21 protein-coding genes are annotated in these 26847 nt (G+C 54.9%); 9 read left to right on the top strand and 12 right to left on the bottom strand.

The genetic code is table 11. The annotated features are described in order from the left end of the window. Positions 1-61 precede the first annotated feature (61 nt). Positions 62-2104, top strand: a complete 2043-nt coding sequence (locus ACZ52Z_RS11645; RefSeq protein ID WP_464266959.1) for an AsmA family protein — start codon at positions 62-64, stop codon at positions 2102-2104. A gap of 57 nt (positions 2105-2161) precedes the next feature. On the opposite strand, the gene ACZ52Z_RS11640 is transcribed toward ACZ52Z_RS11645, so the two are convergent. Next, a complete protein-coding gene (locus tag ACZ52Z_RS11640) occupies positions 2162-2737 on the bottom strand; it encodes a flavodoxin family protein (RefSeq protein ID WP_464266958.1) in 576 nt (191 codons plus the stop codon). A gap of 171 nt (positions 2738-2908) precedes the next feature. Continuing rightward, the gene (locus ACZ52Z_RS11635; RefSeq protein ID WP_464266957.1) at positions 2909-4111 is read right to left on the bottom strand and encodes a hypothetical protein; all 1203 of its coding nucleotides are present in this window, start codon (positions 4109-4111) and stop codon (positions 2909-2911) included. 144 nt (positions 4112-4255) lie between these two features. Here ACZ52Z_RS11635 and ACZ52Z_RS11630 point away from each other — a divergent pair, with 144 nt between their 5' ends. From ACZ52Z_RS11630 to ACZ52Z_RS11620, 3 genes are all read left to right on the top strand, one after another. Next, positions 4256-4849, top strand: a complete 594-nt coding sequence (locus tag ACZ52Z_RS11630; RefSeq protein ID WP_464266956.1) for a DUF4388 domain-containing protein — start codon at positions 4256-4258, stop codon at positions 4847-4849. A 226-nt stretch (positions 4850-5075) separates the two neighbouring features. Then, on the top strand, positions 5076-6500 hold the full coding sequence (locus ACZ52Z_RS11625) for a pyridoxal phosphate-dependent decarboxylase family protein (protein ID WP_464266955.1): 1425 nt from the start codon (positions 5076-5078) through the stop codon (positions 6498-6500). Positions 6501-6647: 147 nt separating this feature from the next. Continuing rightward, positions 6648-7376, top strand: coding sequence for a helix-turn-helix domain-containing protein (locus tag ACZ52Z_RS11620; RefSeq protein ID WP_464266954.1), 729 nt, complete (start codon positions 6648-6650; stop codon positions 7374-7376). A 51-nt stretch (positions 7377-7427) separates the two neighbouring features. Here ACZ52Z_RS11620 and ACZ52Z_RS11615 read toward each other — a convergent pair whose 3' ends face one another. Together ACZ52Z_RS11615 and gltB are read right to left on the bottom strand one after the other, a co-directional pair. Continuing rightward, entirely contained in the window at positions 7428-8846 is a 1419-nt protein-coding gene (locus ACZ52Z_RS11615) for an FAD-dependent oxidoreductase (protein ID WP_464266953.1), read from the bottom strand. Between the two features lie 27 nt (positions 8847-8873). Then, positions 8874-13322, bottom strand: a complete 4449-nt coding sequence (gene gltB, locus ACZ52Z_RS11610) for a glutamate synthase large subunit (protein ID WP_464266952.1) — start codon at positions 13320-13322, stop codon at positions 8874-8876. Positions 13323-13658: 336 nt separating this feature from the next. On the opposite strand from gltB, the gene ACZ52Z_RS11605 reads away from it, so the two are divergent. Then, complete coding sequence (locus ACZ52Z_RS11605; RefSeq protein WP_464266951.1) at positions 13659-14957, top strand: CBS domain-containing protein; 1299 nt, start codon at positions 13659-13661, stop codon at positions 14955-14957. Positions 14958-14969: 12 nt separating this feature from the next. Here the strand turns inward: ACZ52Z_RS11605 and ACZ52Z_RS11600 are convergent, their stop codons facing one another. The 3 genes from ACZ52Z_RS11600 to ACZ52Z_RS11590 are packed head-to-tail and all read right to left on the bottom strand — an operon-like array spanning position 14970 to position 16879. Further along, positions 14970-15311, bottom strand: coding sequence for a histidine triad nucleotide-binding protein (locus ACZ52Z_RS11600; RefSeq protein WP_464266950.1), 342 nt, complete (start codon positions 15309-15311; stop codon positions 14970-14972). Positions 15312-15344: 33 nt separating this feature from the next. Further along, positions 15345-15953, bottom strand: a complete 609-nt coding sequence (locus tag ACZ52Z_RS11595) for a hypothetical protein (RefSeq protein ID WP_464266949.1) — start codon at positions 15951-15953, stop codon at positions 15345-15347. Between the two features lie 23 nt (positions 15954-15976). Continuing rightward, positions 15977-16879, bottom strand: coding sequence for a hypothetical protein (locus ACZ52Z_RS11590; RefSeq protein WP_464266948.1), 903 nt, complete (start codon positions 16877-16879; stop codon positions 15977-15979). Between the two features lie 20 nt (positions 16880-16899). On the opposite strand from ACZ52Z_RS11590, the gene ACZ52Z_RS11585 reads away from it, so the two are divergent. Then, positions 16900-18312 (top strand): DEAD/DEAH box helicase, encoded by a 1413-nt coding sequence (locus ACZ52Z_RS11585; RefSeq protein ID WP_464266947.1) that lies wholly within the window; start codon positions 16900-16902, stop codon positions 18310-18312. Positions 18313-18594: 282 nt separating this feature from the next. Beyond that, positions 18595-20394, top strand: a complete 1800-nt coding sequence (gene typA, locus ACZ52Z_RS11580; RefSeq protein ID WP_464266946.1) for a translational GTPase TypA — start codon at positions 18595-18597, stop codon at positions 20392-20394. Positions 20395-20629: 235 nt separating this feature from the next. Here the strand turns inward: typA and ACZ52Z_RS11575 are convergent, their stop codons facing one another. The 5 genes from ACZ52Z_RS11575 to glgX all read right to left on the bottom strand — a co-directional run bounded on the left by ACZ52Z_RS11575 (position 20630) and on the right by glgX (position 25301). Then, positions 20630-21079 (bottom strand): NUDIX domain-containing protein, encoded by a 450-nt coding sequence (locus ACZ52Z_RS11575; RefSeq protein WP_464266945.1) that lies wholly within the window; start codon positions 21077-21079, stop codon positions 20630-20632. A 58-nt stretch (positions 21080-21137) separates the two neighbouring features. Then, positions 21138-21713, bottom strand: coding sequence for a 5' nucleotidase, NT5C type (locus ACZ52Z_RS11570; protein WP_464266944.1), 576 nt, complete (start codon positions 21711-21713; stop codon positions 21138-21140). Between the two features lie 19 nt (positions 21714-21732). Next, on the bottom strand, positions 21733-22524 hold the full coding sequence (locus ACZ52Z_RS11565) for a DNA-binding protein (RefSeq protein WP_464266943.1): 792 nt from the start codon (positions 22522-22524) through the stop codon (positions 21733-21735). Between the two features lie 117 nt (positions 22525-22641). Continuing rightward, on the bottom strand, positions 22642-23178 hold the full coding sequence (locus tag ACZ52Z_RS11560; protein ID WP_464266942.1) for a GDSL-type esterase/lipase family protein: 537 nt from the start codon (positions 23176-23178) through the stop codon (positions 22642-22644). Positions 23179-23180: 2 nt separating this feature from the next. Further along, positions 23181-25301 carry a glycogen debranching protein GlgX gene (glgX, locus tag ACZ52Z_RS11555; RefSeq protein ID WP_464266941.1) on the bottom strand — a complete coding sequence of 707 codons (2121 nt, stop codon included), beginning with the start codon at positions 25299-25301 and terminating at the stop codon, positions 23181-23183. Between the two features lie 113 nt (positions 25302-25414). Between glgX and ACZ52Z_RS11550 the strand changes: the two genes are divergently transcribed. Further along, on the top strand, positions 25415-26350 hold the full coding sequence (locus ACZ52Z_RS11550) for an Lcl C-terminal domain-containing protein (RefSeq protein WP_464266940.1): 936 nt from the start codon (positions 25415-25417) through the stop codon (positions 26348-26350). Positions 26351-26447: 97 nt separating this feature from the next. Next, positions 26448-26819, top strand: a complete 372-nt coding sequence (locus ACZ52Z_RS11545) for a response regulator (RefSeq protein ID WP_464266939.1) — start codon at positions 26448-26450, stop codon at positions 26817-26819. Positions 26820-26847 lie beyond the last annotated feature (28 nt).

Here is a 26847-nt window from a genome sequence, read left to right as displayed (position 1 = left end):
GGTGAGCTGGCAACGGTTAATCTATCTTTTTTTCAGTAGTCTATCAGGGAGGGAAGAGAGGATGAAAACGTTTTTTCGCTGGTTTTTCAGAAGTCTTATCGGGCTGCTGCTCTGCGTGTTGATACTTTTGGCAGCGGTTATTTTTCTACAGATTCCCATCAATCTGACCACCTTGAAAGAACCGGTGGAAAAACTTGTCTCCAATGCCCTGAACCGGCCGGTAACGATCGAGCAATCCATCAGTATTTCCACTTCCCTCAAACCGGTCTTCACCCTCAAAGGGCTCCGCATTCATAACCCTGAAGGCTTTGCACAAAGGCATTTCCTCTCCCTTGACCATGCCCGCATTCAAGTGGCATTGCTGCCCCTGCTGCAAAAAAAGCTGCATCTTCCCGAAGTGCGGGTGCAGCAGCTGCAGGTGACGTTGGAAGAGAACGCTCAGGGAAACGTCAATTGGACCTTTGGCAAAGAAGGGAAGGGCGGAAAAGAGGAACCAAAGCCCAAACAGCCCGCAGCAGAGTCTGCCAAGGATTCTCCTCCGACCACATTGGCTGGGGATTCCATTGTAGTGGAGAAGCTTCGTTTTGATGACATTGTCCTCACCCATTACACGCCCCACCACAAGGAGCCCTCTACGCTGAAACTCCAGGAGTGCAATGGCGTAATGCGCCCCGGTTCCCCCCTGCAGCTGGATATGCATGGGGAGCTGCTCAATTATCCCTATACGATCAAGGCCTCTGTGGCCTCGTTGGAGGAGCTGCTGACCACCAATAGCAGCTGGATGGAAATTACCGCCGAGCTTGCGCGCACACGTCTTGATTTTAGCGGCAATGTGAATACTGCCAAGGCGCATCGTGCATTGGCGCTCAAGGTGGCTGTTCAGGGAGAGCGATTAAGCAGCCTTAATCCTCTGCTCAACCTCGATTTGCCTCCGCTGGCCGATTACATGGTAGCCACCGACCTCGTTCTGCAGGAAGAGCGATTTGACCTCAATAACCTGACTGTAAAAACCGGTGCAAGCAGCCTCAATGGAAAGGCTACTTTAACCCGGGGGGATAAGTTAACGGCGAAACTCGCCCTCCATTCTCCCCAGGTTCAACTGGATGATTTTGATTTTCCAGACTGGTCGTGGAAAGCAGCAGAGGATGAGGAAGGGGAAGAGGCACAGCAACCGGAAAAACAGGTTGAGGAACAAGAAGCAGCCAAAGAACAAAAACAAGGAGGCGCGGTACGAAAACTCCTGGACCCAGAGGTGCTGGACGATGTGGAAGTTGCATTGACCATTTCGGCTGAGCAGGTTCTTTCAGGGGAAGATACCTTGGGCAATGGTTCCCTTAACGCCGGTGTGCATGATGGCCGCCTGGCGATTGAACCTCTTCGTCTACAGGTTCCAGGTGGAGAGATCGAGATGTCGGCATCACTCAAGCCTGGCTATGAGCAGTCGAAAGCCTCTTTGCGGGCGGTTATGCGAAATTTCGATATCGGCATCCTGGTTCGTCGCCAAAAGCCCGAGGCAAAAATGGAAGGGCTCGTCAATCTTGACGTCGACTTACAGGCTTCCGCGGGAAGCCTGGACCAGTTATTTGCCCATGGGAATGGATATTTTGATTTCTCCGGCCATCTGGACAACCTGGCCGCAGGCATTATCGACCTTTGGGCGGTTAACCTGATTGCAGCTATCGTATCAAGTACAGAGGAGCAGCAGTCGCAGATTAACTGTGCGGTCGGGCGGTGGACGGTCACGGACGGTGTCTTACGTCCGGATGTGTTTTTTATTGATACCAGTAAAATACGGATTTGCGGGAAAGGGAAGGTCGATTTTGGGCAACAGACGGTTGACCTGTCGGTTGCTCCCAAGCCCAAGAGACCGGAATTTTTCAGTCTTGCCACTCCGCTCAGGATTAGCGGCAGCTTTGATGACATTGGGTTTGGCATCAAGACAGGGGGATTGGTGGGAACGACGGCCAGATTTATTACCAGTCCCCTGGTGGTGCCGTTAAAGCGTATGGTTGTCTCGGATATTCCCGAGGATGGCAGCGATGCATGCGGTATTCCCCTGGGGCCGGGGAATCGAGCCGACATCAAAGTGAAAGGCTGCAATTAGTCCCTCAAAAGGGGGGCTCCTCCGATCGGAAGCCTTGGCTGACTCGGGAAGGCGTGTTTACAGTACCAGCTCGCGGGCCAGCTGCTCCGCCTGGTAGGCATACGTGCTGACATCTGTATTTGGTTGGAGGTCGAGGCCGGCAGCAAGGATAGTATGTACCCGGTAACCGTAAAGTTTCAGGTACATTGTATATCGTTGGAGAACATCTTCATGGGCAACACGTTTGTCGACCTGGGAGAGGATGAGTATGGCGGTTTTCCCACCAGGCAGGCGACTGGCGTCATGAGGATCGGTAATGTATTCGGGTCGTATGAGCGACCACATTCGATCGTAAAAGGACTTGAATTGTCCGGAGGTATCTCCGAAGTAGATAGGTGAAGAAAAAACGGTGATGTCGGCGGTGTAGAGATCTTCCAGGATAGGTGTGGCATCATCACGGAGTATACACTTGTCTGACCGGGTGTGGCATCCTTCACAGCCTTGGCATCCTCTGTACTGCAGTCCATTGAGATAATAGTCCTTGACGGTTGCTCCCCGTTGCGAGGCGGTCTCGGTAAATGCCTTGGCAATACGCGCTGAGGTCCCGTTTTTTCGAGGACTGCCGAGAATGTTTACAATTTCCAGTTGTTTCATCGTATACCAGTGAATAAGAGTACCTGCCCGCTTTTGGTAATGAGCAGGGCAGCAATAAATGAGAGAAGGAATCCAAGGAGACTCTGCTGTGTCCTTGTAGCATATTTTTCGGATTTTTTCTTTTAATTTCCTCGATAACACTTCGCTGAAAGAAGGATTACGGGCGAGAATTCACCCTATGCCGCTGGAGTAGCTCCATGCATCATCGGTGAGGGTCGAGTGGGGAGAGAGAATGTGTCTGCATGCCTCATGCTGGTCCGGGTGGATCGCCACAAGGCTGCGGGCCGCAGAGAGTTGCTGGAGCTGGAATACCGTCTGCTGAAGGCAGTCATCGGAGAGGTTGTAGCCGTTTATCAGGAACAGGGGGAGTTGTCCGTCAAGGTGCGAGTAGAACGCTGCCAGTCCTTGGACCACGGCCGGCAGCTTGTGTGGTTGACCATTGACCGACTTGACCCTTTCCATTGCCATTCCTGTACGGTCTCCGTTAGGGTGGAACTGCACACCTGGAGAAGCAAAGAGCTTCTCCAGTATTTGATTGAGCGCCGGAACCAGGGAATCGGGATCTTCCTTGTCCAGCGGGGGCAGCGGGGATGATGGCAACCAGAGCGGCTGTCCATGCGTGTTTTCAATTGCCGAACCAGTGAGATGGAGAAATCGGGGCACCTGTGGAAAAATCCGGTCCCGGGCACGGGTGAATCGGTGAGAACGTTCCACCAGGTGCAGAATTGTCTGAAGGTGGTGGTTTTCGTTTTGAGGAACATGGGGGGAGAGTGCCTGCAGCTGATCGATAAGCAGCGCATCCGTCCCTCGACGCAGCCGATCGGTTGGTTTGTGTTCTTCAAGGGCGGTTTTTACCGGTTGCACTAAGGGGGCCGGACAGGTTGGCGGGAGTTTGTCCAGCAGGGTCATGAGGTCATGACTGATTTCGCTCCATCTGGCTGAACTGGAGAGTTCCACGAAGTTCATCCAACGGCTGCCATCCAGGCGACGGCCCAGTTCGATGCGATCAAGCTCATAGAGTGCTTCGTCAATGGCAGCCACCTCGGCGACCAGTTGAGCATCTGCGGCAAAAAGAGCAAATGCTGCCGTCTTTTTCCCGGCCACCACGCGCCTGGTATGTCCTTGGTAGGTTGTTTTCTTTTGGGCTCGGTGACCGAGAACCTCCAGCTGAGCAGCGGTTGCCGGACGAATGGTCTGTAGGTATTCCAGGGCAGCCTCGGCCACCCGTTGATATTGGCAAAGCAAAAGGTTGGTTCCGGCTTTGATTGGCACCCAGTGGGTGTCGGCCAGCATTGAATGCGCTCGAATGCGAAATTGTAAAAAGTCCATAAGCATCGTAGAGAGAAAGAAAAACAATGTAACAATAATAGCCACGAATCAGGGTTTCCGCCACCTGGGCTCCTCCAGTAATGGAGAGTATATTCCCCTGTATTCGAAGAAAAAAGTCTTGACATCTTTTCCTTGGATGAGAGACTGTAGGTAAGGCGCAGCACGTTGTATCTTCAAACATCAGAGGCCATGAAATCCGTCTTCCAGACATTGTTTAAATTTAAAGGGTATCCATCTGCAGAGAGTGCAGAAGTGCGGGAGCAAGACTCCTCACTGGAGCAAAAGGCAGGCAACGTAGCTCTCCAGGGAGATATGGCAGCCATCCCCATTGATGATATCTTTCAAATGATTGACCATGCCGGGCTCACCGGGGAGTTGGAGGTCGTCTCTGCAGCCAACAGCGGGTGTTTTTATTTTGATAAGGGGATGCTGGTTTTCGGCATGCTGGATACCAACCAGAAAAAGATCGGCGAATTACTTTTGGCCGAGCAGCAGATCACCCTGGAAGAACTCGAAGAATGCCTGGTTATTCATCGGGAGGGTGGACGCCAGCAACGATTAGGGCATATCCTGATTCAGAAGGGATATATCCTTCCCGATAACCTGACGTCTTCGCTCAATCGACAGGTCAAAGAGGCATTTTTCGATGTGCTCTCCTGGAGGGAAGGGACCTTTCTTTTCTATATTGACCAGCTGCCTGATGAGGAACAGCTGTTGATTAATGAGCGGGTTGATCATCTGCTGTTGGAAGGAATGGTGCATATTGATCATAGTAATTCCTGATCTCCCCACCCACGCTGTAATCTCTCGCTTTTTTTCCTTTGCATAAATAATTTGCTTCAAATAGCACTTTCTGTTCGATAATCCTCAGTGCCTGTAGTATAGGCCGTAGCAGCGGGAATGGACAACAGAGAGGGTATGTGGCTCTTCAGCGGGCTGTAATCTGCTGGATGATCAGCTCACATACCGTGCTTGCAGGCATCTGCTGAGGGGGAGTACCAGGTAAACCATGGAACCTGAAAATGTGTTGCATCATCTTTTTCATATCATTGATCGATACCACAGGGAGCTGACCAGCGGTTCGTTTGTCGCTTATCATGAACCAGCTGAGCTCAAGCCATTGCTCGGGTTGGAGGAACGAAGCGAAGGCGATTGGCAACAGCTTTTTTACTGGGTGGAGACCTACCTCGCCTATGCGGTAAAGACCGCCAATCCCGGCTATGTCAATCGAATGTGGGCCGGAGCCAACCTGCCCTCCATTGTTGGTGAGATTGTTACAGCTGTCACCAACACTTCGGCATGCACCTTTGAAACGGCCCCTGTGTCTACCCTGATGGAACAGTACATGTTCCAGGAAATGCTTGATCTTGTCGGTTTTGAAAACGGGGTGGGGCAGATGACTACCGGTTCCAGCAATGCCAACATGATCGTCATGATGGCGGCAAGGCATCGTGCCTGTCCTTCCTCGAAAAAAAAGGGACTGTATGGCCGCCCTCGACTCTGCGCCTTTGTGAATAAGGATGCCCATTACTCCATGGATCGCGCGGCAGCTATTCTTGGCATCGGCACAGAGAATTTAATGAAAATAGCAACCGATGGCCATGGTCGAATGGATCCCGCAGAACTGGAGGCCAGGCTGGAGCAGGTTGCCGACCAACAGGCCGTGCCGTTTTTTGTTGCAGCTACAGCCGGGACAACCGTACGAGGGGCTTACGATGCCTTGGAACCGCTATTGACGTTGCGCGACAAGTACGGCTTCTGGCTCCATGTGGATGGTGCCTGGGGTGGCGCTGCCCTGATGAGTGACAGGCTGCGGGCTCGATTTCTTCCGCATGTGGAAAAGGCGGACTCGTTTACATTGGATTTCCACAAGATGCTGGGCACCAGCCTGATGTGTAATGTGCTCCTTTTTAATCGACGGCCAAAAATTCTTCGGGAAATCTGCAGTGCCGGCGATGAGAGCTATATTTTTCGCGAGGGTGCTCATGGCGAAATACGAGACCTGGGCAGTCAATCGCTGCAATGCGGAAGAAGGGTAGATGCGCTGAAATGGTTTCTTGACTGGAAGTTTTATGGAAAAGATGGCCTGGCCAAGCGCGTAGAGGAATACCTGGAGTTGTGTACATATGCGGAACTTTGCATCAATCGGTCCGAGCATCTGGAAATGGTGGTGCCCCGGGAGTCGTTTAATGTCTGTTTTCGATATACCGTTCCCGCGGGGGTGGTGTCTGAGGATTTTACCATCCGCCTGCGAAACCGGATGCAGGAGAAAGAGCGGGCGTTGATTGGCACGGGGTATGTGGATGGGGAACTGGCATTCAGGCTGTTGATCACCAATGTGAGTGTCGGTCGACAAGAGGTGGAACACCTCCTGGAGACCGTGGCCGCGACAGGGCGTGAGCTGGAAAAAGAGGACATGCAAGTAGGCGATTGACCGGACAGTGCATTTTTTCTATGAGAGGCTGCCTGCCTGTTCTTGCCGTTCGCGGCCAAGATAAGATTGCAGGATTCTTCATTCTGGGGTTAACTTGTTTGATAAAGAACAGTAAACGAGTCAATCTGAGCGTAAAAGGGGCGGTGAATGAGTGAGAGCGATTTTCAGGTAACCCAAAAACAGGCTGCCGATTATCTCAATGTATCCACCAAAACCATCAGCAGGTACAGAAAGAAAGGGTTACCCTACAAGATGGTACTCAACCCGGTAACCGGGAAGCAGGAAGTCCGGTTCCGCCAGGTTGACCTTACACGATGGCACGAAGGGCGCCAGTTGCTCGCGACCTACGGCCAGGAAGGAAGAGCCGCTGCACCGCCAGCCGGGCAAACAGCGGCAGGCAGCTCCACCGAAAGCCTGCCGCCTGCATCAACCAGTCAGGCGGCGGCCAATGATTACCTTGACGAGTTGCTCGAAGTGTATAAGGAACAGATTCAACTGCTTAAGGAACAGTTGGAGGATATGCGCGGTCAGCTGGCACGCCGGGACCGTCAGATTGACGATCTTATGCGAATGATGGTTGGCTTGCAGCTGGAATACAAGCCGGAAGCCGGCGATGGTGGGCTGTCAATAGGTATGGATGCAGAGCATTCGTCGGCACCTCGCGGGGCTGGCAAGAAAAGCTTCAGCAGGGAGGAGCTGTCGGATTCAGTTTTCAGGCTCCGCCAGCGCGGAAAGAGTTATGCTGAAATTGCCCGGGGCCTCAATCACATCAATGTCGCCACCCTCTCCGGTCAGCCCGAATGGACTGAGGAAGAAGTGCAGAGTCTGCTGCCTTCTCTGGTAGATAACAACCAAGAAGGTATCATCGAACTCTAAAGCTGCCGGTCAATGCCTTTGGAACGGACCTCTCTGGTTCGCTTTTTTCTTTTAACGCTGCAGAAACCTCAGGATACCGGCAGCTGCCTGCCTGCCTTCCCAGATAGCTGTTACCACCAGGTCAGAACCTCTGACCATGTCGCCGCCGGCAAACACCTGGGGGTGGCTGGTCTGCATGGGACAATCGCTTGATTCGGTGGCCTCAATGCCTCCCCAGCTGTTGGTGTGGATGCCATTGCGTTTCAACCATTCCGGCGGGTTGGGGCGGTACCCAAAGGCAATGACAACAATGTCCGCTTTCAGTGTTTCTTGGCTGTGAGGTAGGATAATAGGCCGTCGGCGACCGGATTCGTCGGCCTCTCCAAGTTCAGTGGTGACCAGCTCCACCCCTTCCACTCTGTCCTGGCCTTTGATAGCCATGGGTTGCCGATTGAACAGGAAGGTTACCCCTTCTTCCCTGGCATTGACCACTTCCCTGCGTGAACCCGGCATATTGCTTTCATCCCGTCGATAAGCGCAGGTAACGCTCCTTGCCCCCTGACGAAGGGCAGTACGACAGCAGTCCATTGCCGTGTCTCCACCTCCCAGGACGAGGACATCGCGTCCGGCTGTATCAATAAATTGGGCTCTATGGTCGGCATATCCATGATGATGACAGATATTGCCGATAAGAAAATCCAACGCCTCATACACTCCGTTCAGCCGCTCACCTTCCAGGTTTCCGCTGATTGGTTGATAGGTCCCCATGCCGAGAAAGAGAGCGTCGTAGTCGAGTAGCAGTTCCTCAAAGGACACATCTCGACCGATTTCGGTATTGAGTTGAAAATTGATCCCCATCCCGGTGAAAATTTCCCGGCGCCGCTGGAGCACTTTTTTTTCCAATTTGAATTCCGGAATACCAAAGGTCAGCAACCCGCCGATTTCAGGGTGGCGATCAAAAACAACCGGATGCACCCCGTTACGGGCCAGTACATCCGCACAGCCCAGGCCTGCCGGTCCGGCACCGATGACTGCTACTCGCTTATCCGTCCACTGTACATGGGACATGTCGGGCCGCCAGCCCTTTTCCAGGGCGAGTTCGGTAATGTATTTTTCCACATTGCCGATAGTCACGGCCCCAAAGCCGTCATTGAGGGTGCAGGCTTCTTCGCAGAGCCTGTCCTGAGGGCAGACCCGACCGCAGACCTCAGGGAGGGTGTTGGTCTGGTGACAAAGCTCGGCCGCTTCCTCTATTCGCCCCTCGGCCAGCAATTTGAGCCAATTGGGAATATAGTTGTGGACCGGACATTTCCATTCACAGTAGGGGTTGCCGCACTCAATGCAACGGTGTGCCTGCTGCTGTACGTGTTGTAACGGCACTTCCTCGTAGATTTCCCGGAAAGCGGTCTTGCGGGTGATCATGCTCACCTTGGGTGGGAGTTTGCGCTCAACATCAAGGAACTGGAAGGCGTTATCAAGTCTGTTTTTCATAACCTTACGTAGGGTATAGCCGGGCGTTTATTCTCCGCGCTGGCGGAGTCGGTCGAGGAGACCGGCAAAATCTGCTGCTTTGGGTTTAACCATCCAGAATCGGCCAATATAGTCCATAAAGTCGTCGAGCAGCTGCCAACCCCAGTCGCTGTTGGTTTCTCGGCAGAACTCCTCAATAACCGTGTGGAGGTGATGTCGGTATTCCTCCATATAGCCGGAATGGATGCGCTGTATCTCCACCAGCTCGTGGTTGTACCTGTCGACAAAGGTATTGTCCATATCGAGCACATAGGCAAGGCCTCCGGTCATACCGGCCCCGAAGTTGGTGCCTGTTGCGCCCAGCACAACCACCAGTCCGCCGGTCATATATTCACAACAGTGGTCACCGGCGCCTTCGATGACGGCGTGCGCCCCGGAGTTGCGTACGGCGAAGCGTTCGCCCGCTCGCCCTGCGGCAAAGAATTTCCCGCCAGTAGCGCCATAGAGACAGGTATTGCCGACGATACTGGCTTCCCTGCTGGAAAAGGTTGACTGGTGAGGAGGACGGAGGACGATTTTACCACCGGCCATCCCCTTGCCAACATAATCATTGGCATCGCCGTCAAGGTACAGCTCCAGGCCGCCGGCATTCCAGGCACCGAAACTCTGGCCGGCAATGCCGGACAGTTTCAGCTTGACAGGATGCTCTGCCATCCCGCTGTTGCCGTAGCGTTTGGCGATCTCACCACTTATCCTGGCGCCGATGGAGCGATCGCGGGAGTTGAGGCTGAAGGCAAAGGTGCCGCCCTGCTTTGTTTCGATAGCAGGCAGCAGCTGTTTGACCATGGTCTCTGCCAATTCGCCTCGGTCGAAGGGTTGATTCCGCGCTACCGTGCAATGCTGGGGCTTTTCCGTTAACTCGGCAGGAGCGGCCAGCAGCGCGGAGAGGTCGAGCTTTTGCTGTTTGGCAGTGGAGCCGGTCTGGGGGGTGAGGAGGTCAACTCGGCCGATAAGCTCGCTGAGCGAGGGGACGCCAAGGAGCGCCAACCATTGCCTGGTTTCCTGGGCAACGAAGCGAAAATATTGCATCGCTCGTTCCACTGTGCCGTGAAAATGATTAAGGCGCAGGTCTTCCCGCTGGGTCGCAACCCCGGTTGCGCAGTTGTTCAGGTGACAGATGCGGAGGTACTTGCACCCAAGAGCAACCATGGGAGCGGTACCGAAGCCGAAACTTTCTGCTCCCAGGATGGCAGCCTTGATCACATCAAGCCCTGACTTCAGGCCGCCGTCGGTCTGGAGCCGGACCTTGTGGCGCAGTCCGTTATCCAGGAGGGTCAGGTGGGCTTCACGCAATCCCAGTTCCCATGGAGATCCCGCATGATGGATTGAGGAGAGGGGGCTTGCTGCGGTGCCGCCGTCATAGCCGGAGATGGTAATCAGGTCGGCATAGGCCTTGGCGACGCCGGCGGCGATGGTACCGACCCCCGGCCGGGAAACGAGCTTGACCGAAACCAAGGCATCGGGGTTGACCTGTTTCAGGTCATAAATCAACTGGGCAAGGTCTTCTATGGAATAGATATCGTGATGAGGCGGCGGGGAGATGAGCGTCACCCCGGGAACAGAGTAGCGAAGGCGGGCAATGAGCTCGGTTACCTTGTCTCCTGGGAGCTGTCCTCCTTCACCCGGTTTCGCGCCCTGGGCAATCTTGATCTGCAACACCTCCGCATTCACCAGGTAATGGGGGGTGACCCCAAACCTGCCCGAGGCGATCTGCTTGATCTTGGATACCCGCCGGGTTCCGAATCTGGCCGGATCCTCACCACCCTCACCGCTGTTGGAGCGTCCGCCGAGGGTATTCATGGCAACAGCCAGCGCCTCATGGGCTTCCGGGGAGAGTGCGCCAAGGGACATGGCCGCGGAATCGAACCGCTGCACAATGGCCTCGATCGGTTCAACCGCTTCCAGCGGAAGGGGAGCTGCGGTGTCTGTAAGCACGAACAGGTCACGCAGGGTGGCCGCACCGCGGGCGTTGATCAGGTCGGCGCATTCCTGCCACTTGTCGTAGCTGCCGCTGGCAACCGCACTGTGGAGGGCTGTTACCACGTCTGGGTTATAGGCATGGTACTCCTGGCCATACATGAACTTCAATTGACCGCCCGGTGGAATGGGAGCCTGCGGGGTGAAGGCCTGTCTGGCCAGTGCGGCCTGGTCCGCCTGCAGGTCGGAAAATCCGGCTCCCTCGATACGGCTGGGAGTTCCGGAAAAGCAGCAATCCACCACCTCGCTGGCCAAACCGATTATTTCAAACAACTGGGCCCCTCGGTAGGAAGAGATTGTGGATATGCCCATTTTGGAGAGGATTTTGCGTAGCCCCTTGTTGATTCCTTTGCGGTAATTTTTAAAGGCCTGGTCAACGGTGACGTTGAGGTCGCCTTTTTCGTGAAGGTGGTTGAGCACCGAATAGCCAAGGTAGGGATATACGGCTGTCGCACCGAATCCAAGCAGACAGGCGGTCTGATGGGCATCACGTGCAGTGGCGGTTTCAACGATGAGGTTGGTGTCACAGCGGAGGCCGAGGGTGCTCAGGTGCTGATGGATCGCACCGGTTGCAAGCAGCGCATGAACAGGCAGCAGATCTGGTTCGTGGTAGTCATCGGTAAGCAGCAGGAGCACTGCCCCGTCACGGACAGCTGCAGCCGCTTCCCCGCACAGGCGATGGAGGGCGGCGGCCAGGTCTTCCCGGATGGGGTCATGAAAGAGTTTTACCCGGTGCACTGAGTATCCCCATCGGTCAAGGTTGATCAGCGCTTTGAAGCTGCCGGTAGAAAGGATCGGCGAACTTAACTTCACCCGGTTGGCGTGTTGCTCAGTCTCTTCAAAGATGGAGCGTTCCGGGCCGATGCAGGTCTCCAGCGACATGACCACCGCTTCGCGCAGGGGGTCGATGGGTGGGTTGGTTACCTGGGCGAACTGTTGGCGGAAATAATCGTACAGGGGCCGCTGCTTGCGGGAGAGGACCGCCATGGGTGTATCATCGCCCATGGAACCCGTCGCCTCCTGACTGGTTTCGGCAATGGGGCGCAGTAACTGGTCCTGTTCTTCAAAGGTGACCTGGAACAGTTTCATGGCTGTCAGGAGTTCCTCTTCAGGAATTTTCCGTTCAATATCTTCCCGGTCGAGCGTGGCCTCAATGCGGAGGGTGTTGTCTTTGAGCCATTGCTTGTAGGGATGACGGCTTTTCAACTCATCGTCCACATCGTTGGCGTGCATGAGCCGGCCGGTCTGGGTGTCGACGGAGAGAATCTGTCCCGGTCCGAGCTGCCCTTTGGCGACCACCTGGGCCGGATCATAATCATACACACCGACTTCCGAAGCAACCGTGAGGATATTGTCACGGGTCAGGACCCAGCGTGATGGCCGCAGACCGTTGCGGTCAAGGGCGCAGACAGCATAACGGCCATCGGTAATAACCAGACCGGCAGGACCATCCCACGGTTCAAGGTGCATGGAGTTATACTCATGAAAAGCACGCAGGTCGGGGTCCAGGTGTTCGACATTCTGCCATGCCGGGGGGAGCAGAATACGTATCGCCCGATGCAGCTCCATGCCTCCTGTCATCAGCAGTTCAAGCATATTGTCCAGGCTGGAGGAGTCTGAACCGCTGCGGTTGACCAGCGGGGTGATGGCGTGCAGATCAGGCAGGAGTGAAGAGTGGAATTTGGGGGTTCGGGCAAGCGCCCAGTTTCGATTGCCCGATATGGTGTTGATCTCTCCATTATGCGCCAGGAGGCGAAAGGGCTGTGCCAGCGGCCACCGGGGCATGGTGTTGGTGGAGAACCGCTGGTGAAATACACAGATTGCGGTTGTCATCTCAGGCGCTGCCAGGTCAGGAAAAAAACGCGGCAGGTCGGCAGGCATCATCAGCCCTTTGTACGAGAGGACCGATGGGCTGAGACTGGAGACATGGAAGTCAGGATTTTCACTGAGCTGTTTTTCCGCTTTTCGGCGGGCTAAAAACAGTTTGGCGTTCATTTCCTGCGGAGAAATACCATGCCCGTTGACAAAGATATGGGAGAAGCCAGGGAGACTCTCCAGGGCGATCGGTCCCAGGCAGTCCGCATTGGTGGGCACTTCACGCCAACCGGCAACCTCAAGTCCCTCACCGTGCAGCTCGTGCTCCAGTACCTTCCTGGCGTTTGCCGCACGTTCGGCATCAGGGCTGAGCATCACTGCGCCTACCGCGTACAGCGGCGCAAGAGGCGTCTGGCAACAATTTTCGGCCACGGTGCGGAGGAAAGCGTCCGGTTTCTGCATCAGCAGTCCGCACCCGTCACCGGTACGGCCGTCGGCGGCAATGCCTCCGCGATGGGTCATGGAGGCCAGGGCCGTGATGGCTGTCTGCAGCAGCGAGTGGGTTGCCTCGCCGTGGAGGTGGGCAATCAGGCCGAAGCCGCAATTTTCCTTGAATGCATTTTTGTCATAAAGCGCTTGCTTCATAGTTGCCTGATGAATGGGGTAGAAATTGTGCGCTCTGTCAAAAAAAGCGCAACTGGAGGTGCATAGAGAGTGAGCGATAGCAGAAATAGTGATGTGCGTCCATCATGCAATATACTTGGACCCAGTTTACCAGATGTCCGTGCAATCAACAAGCTGGTTGACGAGCTGGCTTCTCAGGGCCTGGCTTCTTGCTTGACAGTTTGCTTCAACCCCTTACACTGAAAGGAGGAATGGCCAATCAGGCACTCCGGGTGGCAACGGTAATGTCTTCATACAGAAGGGATGTGCATCCCGGCTGGAGAGGATTTGTTTTTTCTTTTTTTATTTGAGCAGGGCATGCAGATAGCAACAACGCATAAAAATACCGACTTTGACGGACTGGCATCCATCCTGGCTGCAACCCTTCTCTATCCTGACTGCGTCGCAGTCTGTCCGAAAAACGTTCACCCCAACGTCAAGCGTTTTCTCGCTCTCCACAAGACGGCATTCACCCTGGTCCTGCCTCACGAAGTTGATATGGAGACGGTCCAGCGTCTGATTGTGGTCGATACCAACCAGTGGCGCCGCCTGGACCGGATGGACGCGCTGAGGAAACGACAGGATGTGGAGGTACTGCTGTGGGATCACCACATGGGAATCGGTGATATTAATCCCCATTGGCAGCGGGTGAAAAAGGTCGGCGCCACGATCACCCTCCTGACGCAGGAAATTCAGCAGCGCAGGATAGCGTTGTCGCCACTTCAGGCAACCGTTTTTCTGTTGGGTCTGTATGAGGATACCGGACAACTCACTTTCAGCTCAACTACCCCGGAAGACGCCCATGTGGCGGCTTTTCTGCTTGAGCAGGGGGCGGACCTGTCGATCGCGGTCGAGTTTTTGAATATGGCCTATGGAGAAGCGCAGAAAAAAGTGCTGTTTCGTTTAATGCGTGACGCCGAGGAGGTCGATATCAAGGGCAACCATGTGAGTATCGGGGTTGTGCGGATCAGCAGGTACACGGAACTGGCCACTGTGGTGCAGTTATACCGGAAAATAATCAATGCGGATGCGGTGTTTGTTATATTTGTCAACCCGGATAAGACCATGTTTGTCATAGGCCGGAGCGGCGCGGCAGATATCAATGTGCATGCCATTCTCTCGGGGTTCGGCGGAGGAGGGCATCCGGGGGCAGGATCTGCAGCCCTTGGTGATACAGGTATGACACCAGAGCAGGTCCGGCAGCGGATTATGGAAATGCTTGATCAGGAGCAGGCCGGTCGCGCATTGGTGGCGGATATGATGTCGTTTCCGGTTACCACTGTGGCGCCGGAGACAACCATGTACCAGGTGCGAGCCATCATGGAGCAGGAACATATCCGCGGCGTGGTTGTAAGCGACGACGAAGGGATAAAAGGGATTATCGTGCTCTGGGACCTGAAAAAACTCAAGACCGAGCGGCAGTGGACCAGCCCGGTGAAAGCATTCATGAACAGGAAGGTTATTACCATCGCACCCGATGCGCTGGCCAGTGAAGCGGCGGAACTGATGGTCAACCAGAATATCGGCCATCTGCCGGTGCAGCAGGGAAAAGAGGTTATCGGCATCGTCACCCGTACAGATATCATTAATTACCTGTACGGGATGTTGCCGGAATAGATCGCTGAAGGATCAGCCGGGAGGCCACTGCATGCTACGACCGCCCAGTAGGTGCATATGGATATGAAAGACTGACTGGCCAGCCTGCTCGCCATTGTTGAATACCATTCGAAAATGATCAATGCCCTGTTCGGCTGCCACGGTGGTGCCAATGCGCATAAGTTTGCCGATAAGCGCATCATCCTCGCTGGCCACTGCGGCGGGACCTTGAATGTGTTTTTTGGGGATAACGAGAAAGTGTACCGGTGCCTGGGGAGCGATATCCCGGAAAACAAGAATCTCGTCATCTTCGTACAGGGTGTCTGCCGGGATTTCTCCTGCCACAATTTTGCAAAACAGACAGTTGGTGTCCATTGTCTTTGCCTCCAGGTCTTGGTGTGCGGTTGATTATTGTTTGAGTATGGGTTGCAGGCTGATGATCAGGGTATTGTCACGACCTGCAATATTCACCGGTTCCATGGTGAGAGGAAAGCGGTGTTTGCCGATGCGTATGTTCTGCAGCTTGAGCATATCCAGGGCCACCGGATAGGTTTTCCCCTCCAGGGCTTTAAGCAGGGGGCGAATAGCCGATGCACCGGGTGCGGAAGACTCCTTAACGGGAAATGTGGGGGAGACCATGAGCAGTTTTTTCTGCGGATCAAAACGGGTGTGCAGGTCGCAGGTAACCGGCAGGTGGACCTTGCCCAGCTTGAGGCGAATGGACTGATCGGCAATGGTGGTGACCATGGAAAGGTCTTTGCCGCCCACAACTCCCTGCACTGACAGGGTATTGTGATCAATGGAAAGTCTCTCCAGGGACTGCAACGTTATCTGCCCTGTAAGGTTGGCATTTTCGGGAGAGAGTTCCAGCGGCAGCATCTCCTGCAGGGAGCGGAGAACAGTCTCTGCCGGCAGGGTGATGGTTATATCTCTCCCTGCGGCGGTTTCCAGGCTCAAGACCGGAGGAGCCGGGAGTAGGGCGATAAGCAACAGGAATATAAGCGGGCGAATGATCATGATCGGCTATTGTCTGGTGGAATTCAGAGGGGTTGAGATGGGTCTACTTTACCCCCTTTGACAAAGATCGCAAGCAACCAGATAAGGAGGGTGGCAAATAGGCCGACGAGCGAGGCGTAATCGCGGAAAGGCGAGTGGAGGTGATAGGCCTCAACCGTTATCGTATGATTGTCCCGAAACGTTCCCTGTACGGACATCCGGGTTTTTTGGACAACCGGAATGGATGTAACCTGTAAAATTTCCCCGGTAAAAAGGCGTATGGTGGATCTTTCCGGTGTATAGACGCCCCGGTCGATATGTATGTCCTTGCCTGTTCGTTGGGTGTGGTTGCTGATGGTATGGATGTAGTGGTTATTGCTGGCCAGAGGACCGTTGAGCAGGGAAAGCGGCATTGTCAGGTAGGCGGTCAGCAGGAGCAGCGCGATCAGAAGGCCTTGGTTGCTGTACTGGAAGACAGACGGAAGGCCACGGTCCCTGGTGGCAAAGACAAGCAGGAGCAATCCGCCGATCAGGGTAAGAATGACTGTGCTCCAGTTTTCCGGCCACAGGAGCCCAGCAGACGTCAGGTGCCACGAAAAAGGTGCCAGCAGATGGACCCCGTTTGCCCACTTTATCTGCAGGCTGTCGAGGAGGAGATGGAGCAGGGCGTTGCCGCCGAGGAGGAGAAATATTGCCCTCTTCTGCCGGGTGAGCATGGCGATGGATCCACAGAATATCAGGCAGAAGAAGAGCGATGCCTGAATCGTGACATATGCCCGCAGATCGATGGGGTCGACTGACGGAGCACACCAGCGCACGATGCGTTGGAGGATCCAGGGCAGGTCGGGGATGATGCAGCCAAGGGCAACCCATTTTACGTCGGCACCCGGCCTGATGGCTTTGCTGAACAGGGTTTGAAGACCGATATGGACCAGGGTGTTGGGCATTTTCGCTGAGAGGAGAAAGTATGCAACAGGGTGGTGAAAGGAAGGTACCAGAGAGTGGGCAGAAAGACAAGGCGGACCGTGAACCCATTGAGATGGAGGTTGCCGCAGAGTGTTGTCTGCGTGGCGCCTCTCCCGCCCTGCAGCAGGCAATTTGCGCCGCCCTGACCATTGACAATCCCAAGTACACGGCGGCCAAACGCTATGGCAGATGGATCGGTAAACAACTGAAGCCGACCCTCTCCTTTTTCAGGAAGCAGGGGCAGGGCCTGTGTTTTCCCAGGGGATATGCAAATCAGGCGGTTCGTCTGTGTCGTCGTCTGACAGGCGCCTCACCCCGGGTGCTCGACCGGCGACGCATGCTTGATCCTTTTGATGTCGATTTTCACGGCATGCTGCGCCCGTACCAGGAGGAGGCGGTAGAGGCTGTCTGCAGTCATGCATTCGGTGTGCTTGAGGCCGGTACCGGTTCGGGAAAAACGGTCATGGCTCTTGCTGTTATTGCCAGGCGGAAACAGCCTACCCTGATTATTGTCCATTCCAAAGAGCTGCTGCTGCAATGGAAGGAGCGGATCGAGCAGTTCCTCGGTCTAGAAGCAGGGCAGGCTGGCGATGGTAAGGTGGATCTTCAGCCTATTACAGTGGCCATTGTCAATACGGCCCGCCGCCATCTCGACGCGTTGCCCTCACGATTCGGCCAACTTATTGTCGATGAATGCCACCGGGTACCGGCGAGTCTGTTTACCGACGTGGTCAGCGCCTTTGACAGCTATTACATGCTGGGGCTGTCGGCAACGGCCTTTCGCCGGGAAGACGGCATGACCAGACTGATCTACACCTACATGGGGGACAGGGTACACGCAGTGGACGGAGCTGCTCTTGCGGCAAGCGGTGCGGTGGTGGTGCCGGAGTTCGCGCAGCGGCCGACGGCATTTACCTATGGATTTCGCGGTGATTATGCCAAACTCATCAAAGCACTGGCAAAAGACGAGGCCAGGAACCGGCAGATTGCCGAAGACGCCGCATCCTTGGTTGCAACGGGACACCAGGGGACGATCCTTCTGGTATCAGACCGGGTGGCCCATTGCCAAAGCTTGACTGATCTGCTGAGACAGAAGGGGGTGAGATCGGTCCTCCTTACCGGACAGCTCGGTAATGAGCAGCGAAAGCAGATTGTGGAGCAGGTGCTCCAGGGGCAGGTGGAGGTGCTGGCGGCGACCATCCAGCTCATAGGCGAAGGCTTTGACTGTCCGGGGCTGACAACCTTGATGCTGGCGACGCCAATCAAGTTTGCCGGTCGTCTGCTTCAGGTGGTGGGGAGGATCATGCGTCCGGCGCCAGGGAAAAAGGCCAGGGTGATCGATTATGTAGATGAGCGGATACCGGTGCTGCGCCGCTCCGCTGCCAAACGAAAAGAGCTGTTCACCAGGCTGTGACGAGTTGCTGCTGGGCAGGCAATCGATATCTGCCCGAAATTCCGCTGGTCCAAGAGTTTGCTTGTGTTTTATTGTCCATTCCTGTAGAGTCAGCGCTTTTTTCACAGGACAATTGATCTACCGGTGTTGCTTCATGCTGTGTTGCGAGAAGAAGAGTTTTCTAGTGGAAGAAGGCAAGATGCGCAGGCAAGCAACCCGGTACCTGAAATACTATATATTCTTAGAGATTGAGATCATTCCGAGAGGGATGACGAGGGAATTCCTGACAGAGGCGGGAGAACGATGGAACAAGGAAAAATCCGTAGCGTAGCAATCATAGCCCATGTCGACCATGGAAAAACGACCCTGGTTGATCAGCTTTTTCGTCAGAGCGGTATGTTCCGCGATAATCAGGAGGTGGCGGAACGGTTGATGGATTCCATGGACCTGGAGCGGGAGCGCGGCATTACCATCGCCTCGAAAAATGGGTCGTACATGCACCGTGGGCATAAAATCAATATCATTGATACTCCCGGCCACGCAGATTTCGGTGGTCAGGTGGAACGAGTGCTGCGAATGGCGGACGGCGCGGTGTTGCTTGTTGATGCCCAGGAAGGACCCATGCCGCAGACCTTTTTTGTGGTCAAGAAAGCATTGGCCGCAGGGCTGCCGATTCTGGTAGTCATCAACAAGATCGATAAGCCCGCAGCCCGGTGCGACTGGGTTGTTGATCAGGTGTTTGACATGCTGGTTCGCCTGGATGCTCCGGATGAGGTACTGGACTTTCCCGTTGTCTATGCCTCGGCCAAGGCCGGATATGCTATCAGAGAGCTGGAGGAGGAGGTTACCCCGTCTACCGGAATGCAGGTGGTCTCCGATATGATTGTCGATCATGTTCCGCCGCCTTCCGGAGATCCGAATGCACCGCTGCAATTGCAGGTAAATACCATTGACTACTCGCAGTATATGGGACGTTTGGGGATCGGTAAGGTCGTCAATGGACGCCTGGATCTGCGCTCCAGTCTCGTTGTCGCCCGCCGTGACGGTTCGGTTTCGCCGGTTCGCATCAACAAAATTTTTCTGTTTGACGGCGACCGCAAAGTTCCGGTAGAGCATGCTGAAGTAGGAGATATTGTGGCTGTTGCCGGTATGGAAGACGTTACTGTTGGGGTCACCTTTACAGACCCCGAAGACCCGCGACCATTGCCGCTGATCGAAATCGATCCGCCTACCATATCCATGCACTTTATTCCCAACGACTCGCCGTTTGCCGGCCAGGACGGGAAATATGTGACTTCGCGCCATCTCGAGGAACGCCTGGCCCGGGAGACCCTGGCTGATGTTGCGCTGCAGGTCGAACCGCTGACCGAAGGGGTCGGTTTTAAGGTTTCGGGCAGGGGGGAGCTGCACCTCTCCATACTGATAGAAAAGATGCGACGGGAGGAGTACGAGTTTCAGGTTACCCGGCCTCAGGTCATTATGCAGGAGCGGGATGGCAGACTGTTGGAACCGTATGAGGAACTGTCGGTGGATGTGGATGAGCAGTATCAGGGAATCGTTATCGAGAAACTGGGAAAACTCAAAGGCGTTTTGCTGGACATGCAGGTGGAAAATCAGATGGCAAAGATGAAGTTCAAGGTGCCCACCCGCGGGCTGTTGGGCTACCGCTCTCAGTTCCTGACCGATACCAGGGGGATGGGCGTGATGAACTATGTGTTTGCCGAGTGGGGGCCTTATGCCGGCGAGCTGCAGCAGCGCGTCAATGGGGTGATGGTGGTCAAAGAGCCATGTACCACCGTTGCCTACGCCTTGTTCAATCTTCAGGAGAGGGGACAACTGTTCCTCGGGCCAGGGGTGGATACGTATCAGGGACAGATTATAGGAGAAAACTGTCGTCCTGCTGATTTGGTTGTCAACCCTGCCAAGGGCAAAAAGTTGACCAATGTCCGCGCATCCGGCAGCGACGATGCGGTTGTGCTGACGCCGCCGGTTGACATGAGCCTGGAGGAATGCATAGCATATATCAATGATGATGAGCTGGTGGAAGTGACGCCCAAAGCCATCCGGTTGAGAAAGAAGAGCGGGGTCCGGGTGCGGGGGTAAGCGAAAAAGCGGAGGAGCTGAAAGTGAAAGAATTTTTTGTGTTGGCGGCAGCGGTAGTCGTCGGAGGCGCAACCCTTGTGTTTATCCGGAGGAAAGCAGCAGACAACTGCACGCCATGAATGCTGATTTACGGCTCCATAGGTATGGGGCTGGTGACCTACCTGCTGCTCACAGCAGTGCTGTAAGGTGAAAAGCGCAGGGGACGCTTCACGGCATGCCTCCCCTGTTTCGCATGTCACCTCATGACGGGCGGGCGCTTGCCTGTGCGGATATAGTGAAAATAGTCTTCCACAATCTGTCGGTGATCGAAGACCAGATGCGGCAGGTTCCCCTTGTGAAAGACGCGGGCCTGGACGGCGTCATCAGCTCCGACAGGCTCTCCCTGGGCAGTAGCGATATAAACAGTTGAACTGTTATGCTGGCGAGCGTCTCTTTGCGGGTCCGAGTAGGTGTAAAACTGCTCGCGCAGCGTAACCTCCAGCCCGGTTTCCTCTTTTGCCTCCCTGCAGGCAGCCGCTTCAAATGACTCTCCGTAATCAACAAAGCCTCCGGGAAGCGCCCATCCGAGAGGCTCATTTTTGCGTTCAATCAGGACAATGCCGCCATGGAGTTCCACAATGATGTCCACCGTGGGTACTGGGTTTCTATAGACGGTAACCGGTGTGTTGCATACAGGACAGTTCATAGTGGGCAGAGCTGCAAAGAGTTGAGGGTGTGGTTTGCTCCTCTTTTCAAATGGAGCGTTAAAGGCAAAGCTGTCTGATATCCTCCCAATCCTGTACGGACGGCAGCCCACTGTGGGAACGGTTCCAGGGCTGAGCATAGAGGATTGACCTGACACCGGCCTCCTCCAGTTGTTTGCATGTTTCTGCCCGATCATCAATGAAATGAGAGAGGTTGAGTCGGCGGACATGACGAGCTTTGTCGTCATGATTTCCCATGGCGATAAGCCGCGTTTGTGCCACCAGCGACGGGGGCATGTGTTCCTGCATCCAGTCATATACCGGTCCGGCCAAAGGACGGGCGGTGATAATGGTGACAGGGGAATGGGCGCTGAACTCCGACAGCACCTGGATAGCCCCTTCCATCGGCTGTAACCGCGTACCGACCGAGTCCTGCAATATCCGGGTGAAGATGGTGTCAACAAGGCTTGGTTCCACCGCGATGCATTCTTCCAACTGAAAACGGGTGATCTGTTCGAGTTCTATCCCGCAGTGTTCATATTCTTCGCAGGCGATACGGAGGAAGGTTTCTGCCGTATCGGCAATCACTCCATCAAAATCAAACCCGATATGACCGGGGGGTATCTTCTCTTCCATTAACTCGTCGTCCTGAGGGTTATTGCAGAGTGGCTTCTTCAATTATTACCGCGTATTTGTAGCCGGCCCCGAAATCCCGGTTTGCGTGGAGGGTGCCGCTGAAGGTGGCCACGTTTCCTTCAACAGGCGTAGCCTGGGTAGTAACGACCAGGTCGTGTGAATTTTGCAACGGATTTCCGGTACCGTCCTGAAGGTGGATCCAGTTTCTTCCCATAATCATGGTGGAGACCTTCACCACCTTGCCGCGCACGGTTACCTGGCTGTTATTAAGCTCGTCGGCTTTGGCGTAGCACTCGCCGACCGTGTAGCTGTTTGCTCCTTCTGCTTTTTCTATGTGGATGTCCTTGGATGGAACTATGGCTCCCAGGCTGCCGGGCGACTGTTCCGTCAGCACCGGCCCGCCTGGAGCGGAGGCGTGGGCTTTTTGCTCGGCCTGGAGTGCTTCAGAAAAACTGGTGCCCTGGGGCTGCTGCTGTTCGCTTACCGGTTGCTGAGCCTTTGCCGGCAGTTCCTGGGCGTTGGCAAGGCCGGGGGAAAAGAAGATGGACGCAAAAGAGCGTTTGAGGGTCTTGGATTCAAAATTCTGCATTTCCATGCCCGGAAGACAAGTGACTGTCGCCCCCTTGGTGACGGCGGTTTCCGGAATGGCAACCCAGACGCTGCCCGATGTTCCATCCAGTTGCAGGTAGGTGTACCCGCCGGTGTTCATGGTCTCGGTTATGGTTCCGGTCAGCTCCTGCTGCGCTGAGATGCTCGAGGTGGCCCACAGGAGAAGGGCAACCGCGCTGAGCACGCTCATAAATCGGTTCATTGTGCATACCTCCAAAAAAGACGTGTTCTGCCGCGTAGCCGGCAAATGTTTCCAACACCGGTAACACACTCTGGGCACCGGCGACTGATACACTAGTAAGCTGAAGCCTAAAGCTTGTCAACGCTCCCCCTTTTCTTCGATCCGTTCGAGCTGCTGGCGGATTGCTTTTGCCCATACTTGATAGCCCCGGGTGCTCAGGTGGACTTGATCGTTGAGGAAACCCGGCTGGGTGATGGGAAGGCAGTATTGAGTGAACGGAGGGACCATGTCCAGAAAAAAGCAGTGTTCCGTTGCCTCGGCCACTTCGCGCAACTGGTCATTGACTGCTGTCAGTTCGTTGGAAGGAACGATGGGCATAGGCATCAGTGAAGTGATGATGATTGGAGTGGTCGGGTAGAAAGAGCGAATGGTGGGTACCATTCCCGAGTGGACCGCCGGAAAATGCGGGAAGCCGAGGAGCAGGTTGTTGGTGCCTGATTGCAGCAGCACAGCGTCCGGGTCGGGAACGCTGTTGAGCTCGTCGAACAGTCGGGCGGCAAGTCCCTCGGTTGTTTCGCCGGCACGCCCGCGATTGATAGTTGTGTACTCCGGCAGCAGTTGCTCCCAGTCGCCCCATTCCACGAGTGAGTCGCCCAGCATGAGTATAGTTTTCATGGTCAGTAGAGTAATGATGGTTGTTGGTGAGCCCGCACAGGGGCGGATTGCAGCACGATACACCCCATATTGCGCAGAGTGAGGATATTCCCGTTTTTTACCTCCGGAGCTTCCGCAAGCAGCAGGGCATCGTCCGGAGCGTCTGCACCGGTGTCGATAACCTTTTTCCATGTCCGACGGTGGGAGCGGAAAGGCGGTGCCGGGACCACAAAGGAGCGGGTTTGGTCAGCACTGCCGTTCAGCATGACATAAAAATCATCATCAGGCTCGGGTAATTGGGAGCCATTGAGCAGAAAACTGAGGGTATGGCAGTTGCCCGACCAGTCCTGTTGTCCCGGCAGCATGCCGTGCCAGCTGATTTCCTGCATATGCGGCGGCTCATCCTCATTGTCAGCGGTGAGAAAGAACTCATCTCTTCTGAACACCACATGGGTTCGCCGCAGATGAATCAGCCGCTGAACAAAGCGAAAGAGCAGATGGTTTTGCTCCAGCAAGGTCCAGTCAATCCAGCTTATGTCGTTGTCCTGGCACCAGGCATTGTTGTTTCCCTGCTGGCTTCTGCCGAACTCATCACCGGCCACCAGCATGGGGACCCCCTGGGAGAGAAACAACAGGACAAGCATGGTCCGGCTGCGGCGGGAACGAAGGGCAATGATCGCAGGATCGGTCGTTGGTCCCTCAGCTCCGCTGTTCCAGCTGATATTATGATTTTCACCGTCACGGTTGTCCTCGCCGTTGTTGCGGTTGTGCTTGGTGTTGTAGCTGACCAGGTCGGCAAGGGTAAATCCATCGTGACTGGTGATGAAGTTGATCGAGTTGCAGGGCCTGCGGTTGTTGTGCTGATACAGATCGGAACTGCCGGCGATGCGGGTCGCCAGCGGGGCAACTGTATGCTTGTGGCCGCACATGAACGAGCGAACATCATCACGGAATTTGCCGTTCCATTCGGCCCAGCGGTGATGAGTGGAAAAACTGCCGACTTGGTAGAGCCCTGCCGCATCCCAGGCCTCAGCAATGATTTTGGTAGTGGCCAGGACCGGATCCTCGGCAATCATTTCCACCATGGGCGGGTTGGCCAGAACTTTACCGGTAGAGTCCCGGCCCAGGATGGAGGCGAGGTCGAAGCGGAATCCGTCCACATGCATCTCAACTACCCACCAGTGGAGAGCGTCAATGATCAGGTTGCGGACAATGGGGTGGTTGCAGTTGCAGGTATTGCCGCATCCGGAGAAATTAAGATAGGCCCGAGTCCAGGGGTCAAGCAGGTAGTAGATGGTGTTGTCGATACCCCTGAAACTGGTGGTAGGGCCGTCCAGGCCACCTTCGGCGGTGTGGTTGTAGACAATATCAAGAATCACCTCTATTCCCGCCTTGTGCAGGGCCTTGACCATGTTTCGAAATTCATTGATCGGCTGGCTGGGGTCGCTGCAGTATCCTGCTTTGGGGGCAAAAAAGGAGAGCGGGCTGTAGCCCCAATAGTTTTTCAATCGTTCGCCGGTGCTGGGGTTGGTGAACAGTGATTCATTTTCGTTGAATTCCGTTACCGGCATCAACTCCACTGCAGTAACGCCCAACTGCTGCAGGTAGTCGACCTTTTCCGTGATCCCCATAAAGGTGCCGGGGTGGGCAACTCCTGAGGAGGGGTGGCGGGTAAAGCCGCGTACATGCAGTTCGTAGATAACGGAATCTTTGAGAGCGATGTTGAGGGGGCGATCACCTTCCCAGTCGAATTGCGGCAATTGCACCCGGCAGTATGGACGTCGGCCCAGGTCCTGCCATCCCTTGGTCCACTGTGGGGAACGAAGCTCTTTGGCATACGGGTCTAGGAGCACCAGGCGGTCATCAAAGCAATGGCCGCTGTTCTCCGGGGCATATGGGCCGGAAACTCTGTAGCCATAGAAAAACGGAGGTTGCAGCTCAGGGAGGAGAATGTGCCAGATGTCTCCGGTTTTGTGCAGGTCCGGATCAAGGTGTACCTTCAGCCGGTTGTTTTTTTTCGTCTTTTCCGCTTCCAGCAGCAGCACAACCCCTTCTGCATGCCGGGAAAAGAGCGCAAAATTCACTCCTGCGGGAGTGACGGAGACGCCAAGCGGCAGAGGCAGTCCGGAAGGATATTGGGACATGGTGTTCACCTTGACCTGATATTAATAATCATTATAGATAATACGAGGTGTATGCATCAAGCACTACTACTCTACCTGGTTTCACATTTTTTCCAACTACTCAAGGAGAGGCTATGGGACTGTTTAAAAAACTGCAACTTCCAGGAATACCAACCATCGACTGGGACATGACTCCGGAATATACTTTCGGTACCTTTGAAAGCTGGGGAGGTGTAGAGCGTGTCCGTAGTGGAAAAGAGCGTGTGTACTACTTCTTTATTGATGCGTGGGATGAGCCGCCTAAGCTGTGCCTTATGGAACGCGGTATTAAGCATGCCAGAGTTGTTGCCGAGATCCTGGCTCCCCGGGATATGGTAGAGGAGTGCGTCCAGGAGCAGGGGAAGGTTGCCCTGTTTGAGCGGACCCATCCGATCAATGAACGCCTCAGGCAGTGGCTGATGGAACATGTGATTGAAACAGAGGATGATTCCTACATTGTCCCCCTGGAAGAGGAGGGGGAGGAAGTGCTTGGCAAGTCGGGGCTGTCAAGTGTTGAGGAGACCGATTTCAGGGGAGAATCGGTGGTTTTTCCTGATCAGCCGGCGGAGTTGAGCGAGGCGGATGTGGAGGCATTGATAATCAGGTATAACCTTGTCGATCATGAGCGGAACCCTGCAGGCACCTACCAACCCTGTCTTGCCGACAGCGGTGACGGACTCACGGTCGTCGATGTGCGGTCAGGACTGATGTGGCAGCGGGAAGGACTTGATATCATGAGTAATCGTTCCCTGAGAAAAGAGGTGGAGAGGGTCAATCGTGAACAGTTCGCCGGCTACGCTGACTGGCGAATGCCCACAGTAGCCGAAGCCCTTTCTCTGATGCAGCAGGAAAAGAACGCTAAAGATCAGTATGTTCATCCCTGCTTTTCCGCAGCGCAGCCGTTTATCTTTGTTGATGCCACCCGGAAACCGGGGGGGTATTGGTTCGTCGATTTCAAGCACGGGAGAGCTTTCTACGCGTCTGGTACCATTCCCGGTGGTTTCGGACGGTTATGCAGGAGGCAAAAGTAAAAAAAGAGGAAAAAGCAGTTGATCGCCTGCTCGTCTCACTGCTATGATGAGGGGGTATACAAGTTAATCCCCATTTCATTACCAGGAGCTGTGTCCATTGAAGCGGATATTAGTTGTAGATGACGAAGACCAGATTCGTACAATGCTAACACAGATGCTTGAGCAGGAAGGATACGAAGTGCATACCGCCGAGAACGGCGAGGATGGCATGTCGCTGGTTGGCCGTTATTCCTTTGATCTGGTGATAACGGACATGATCATGCCGGTGAAAGACGGGCTCAAGTTTATCATGGAGCTTGTACGGGATTACCCCGAACTTCATATCCTCGCCATTTCCGGCGGCGGAGCGATCAAGGCGGAACGTTACCTGACCATGGCCGGATACCTGGGGGATATCGCGACTCTGGAAAAGCCGTTTAAACGCGATGCCCTTCTCTCCCTGGTACGGCAGCAGTTGGAAAAGGCATAGGGGCCGGGGGCTGCACCCCGCAGCCCCA

It is taken from the genome of Desulfogranum aggregans (assembly GCF_055398265.1).
This window is presented reverse-complemented; position numbering and strand designations above follow the sequence as displayed.

Bases quoted from the DNA above. Each gene is read 5' to 3' on its own strand.
- ACZ52Z_RS11645 (WP_464266959.1), top strand. From the start codon at position 62: ATGAAAACGTTTTTTCGCTGGTTTTTCAGAAGTCTTATCGGGCTGCTG.
- ACZ52Z_RS11640 (WP_464266958.1), bottom strand. From the start codon at position 2,737: ATGAAACAACTGGAAATTGTAAACATTCTCGGCAGTCCTCGAAAAAAC.
- ACZ52Z_RS11630 (WP_464266956.1), top strand. From the start codon at position 4,256: ATGAAATCCGTCTTCCAGACATTGTTTAAATTTAAAGGGTATCCATCT.
- ACZ52Z_RS11625 (WP_464266955.1), top strand. From the start codon at position 5,076: ATGGAACCTGAAAATGTGTTGCATCATCTTTTTCATATCATTGATCGA.
- ACZ52Z_RS11620 (WP_464266954.1), top strand. From the start codon at position 6,648: ATGAGTGAGAGCGATTTTCAGGTAACCCAAAAACAGGCTGCCGATTAT.
- ACZ52Z_RS11615 (WP_464266953.1), bottom strand. From the start codon at position 8,846: ATGAAAAACAGACTTGATAACGCCTTCCAGTTCCTTGATGTTGAGCGC.
- gltB (WP_464266952.1), bottom strand. From the start codon at position 13,322: ATGAAGCAAGCGCTTTATGACAAAAATGCATTCAAGGAAAATTGCGGC.
- ACZ52Z_RS11605 (WP_464266951.1), top strand. From the start codon at position 13,659: ATGCAGATAGCAACAACGCATAAAAATACCGACTTTGACGGACTGGCA.
- ACZ52Z_RS11600 (WP_464266950.1), bottom strand. From the start codon at position 15,311: ATGGACACCAACTGTCTGTTTTGCAAAATTGTGGCAGGAGAAATCCCG.
- ACZ52Z_RS11595 (WP_464266949.1), bottom strand. From the start codon at position 15,953: ATGATCATTCGCCCGCTTATATTCCTGTTGCTTATCGCCCTACTCCCG.
- ACZ52Z_RS11590 (WP_464266948.1), bottom strand. From the start codon at position 16,879: ATGCCCAACACCCTGGTCCATATCGGTCTTCAAACCCTGTTCAGCAAA.
- ACZ52Z_RS11585 (WP_464266947.1), top strand. From the start codon at position 16,900: ATGCAACAGGGTGGTGAAAGGAAGGTACCAGAGAGTGGGCAGAAAGAC.
- typA (WP_464266946.1), top strand. From the start codon at position 18,595: ATGGAACAAGGAAAAATCCGTAGCGTAGCAATCATAGCCCATGTCGAC.
- ACZ52Z_RS11575 (WP_464266945.1), bottom strand. From the start codon at position 21,079: ATGAACTGTCCTGTATGCAACACACCGGTTACCGTCTATAGAAACCCA.
- ACZ52Z_RS11570 (WP_464266944.1), bottom strand. From the start codon at position 21,713: ATGGAAGAGAAGATACCCCCCGGTCATATCGGGTTTGATTTTGATGGA.
- ACZ52Z_RS11565 (WP_464266943.1), bottom strand. From the start codon at position 22,524: ATGAACCGATTTATGAGCGTGCTCAGCGCGGTTGCCCTTCTCCTGTGG.
- ACZ52Z_RS11560 (WP_464266942.1), bottom strand. From the start codon at position 23,178: ATGAAAACTATACTCATGCTGGGCGACTCACTCGTGGAATGGGGCGAC.
- glgX (WP_464266941.1), bottom strand. From the start codon at position 25,301: ATGTCCCAATATCCTTCCGGACTGCCTCTGCCGCTTGGCGTCTCCGTC.
- ACZ52Z_RS11550 (WP_464266940.1), top strand. From the start codon at position 25,415: ATGGGACTGTTTAAAAAACTGCAACTTCCAGGAATACCAACCATCGAC.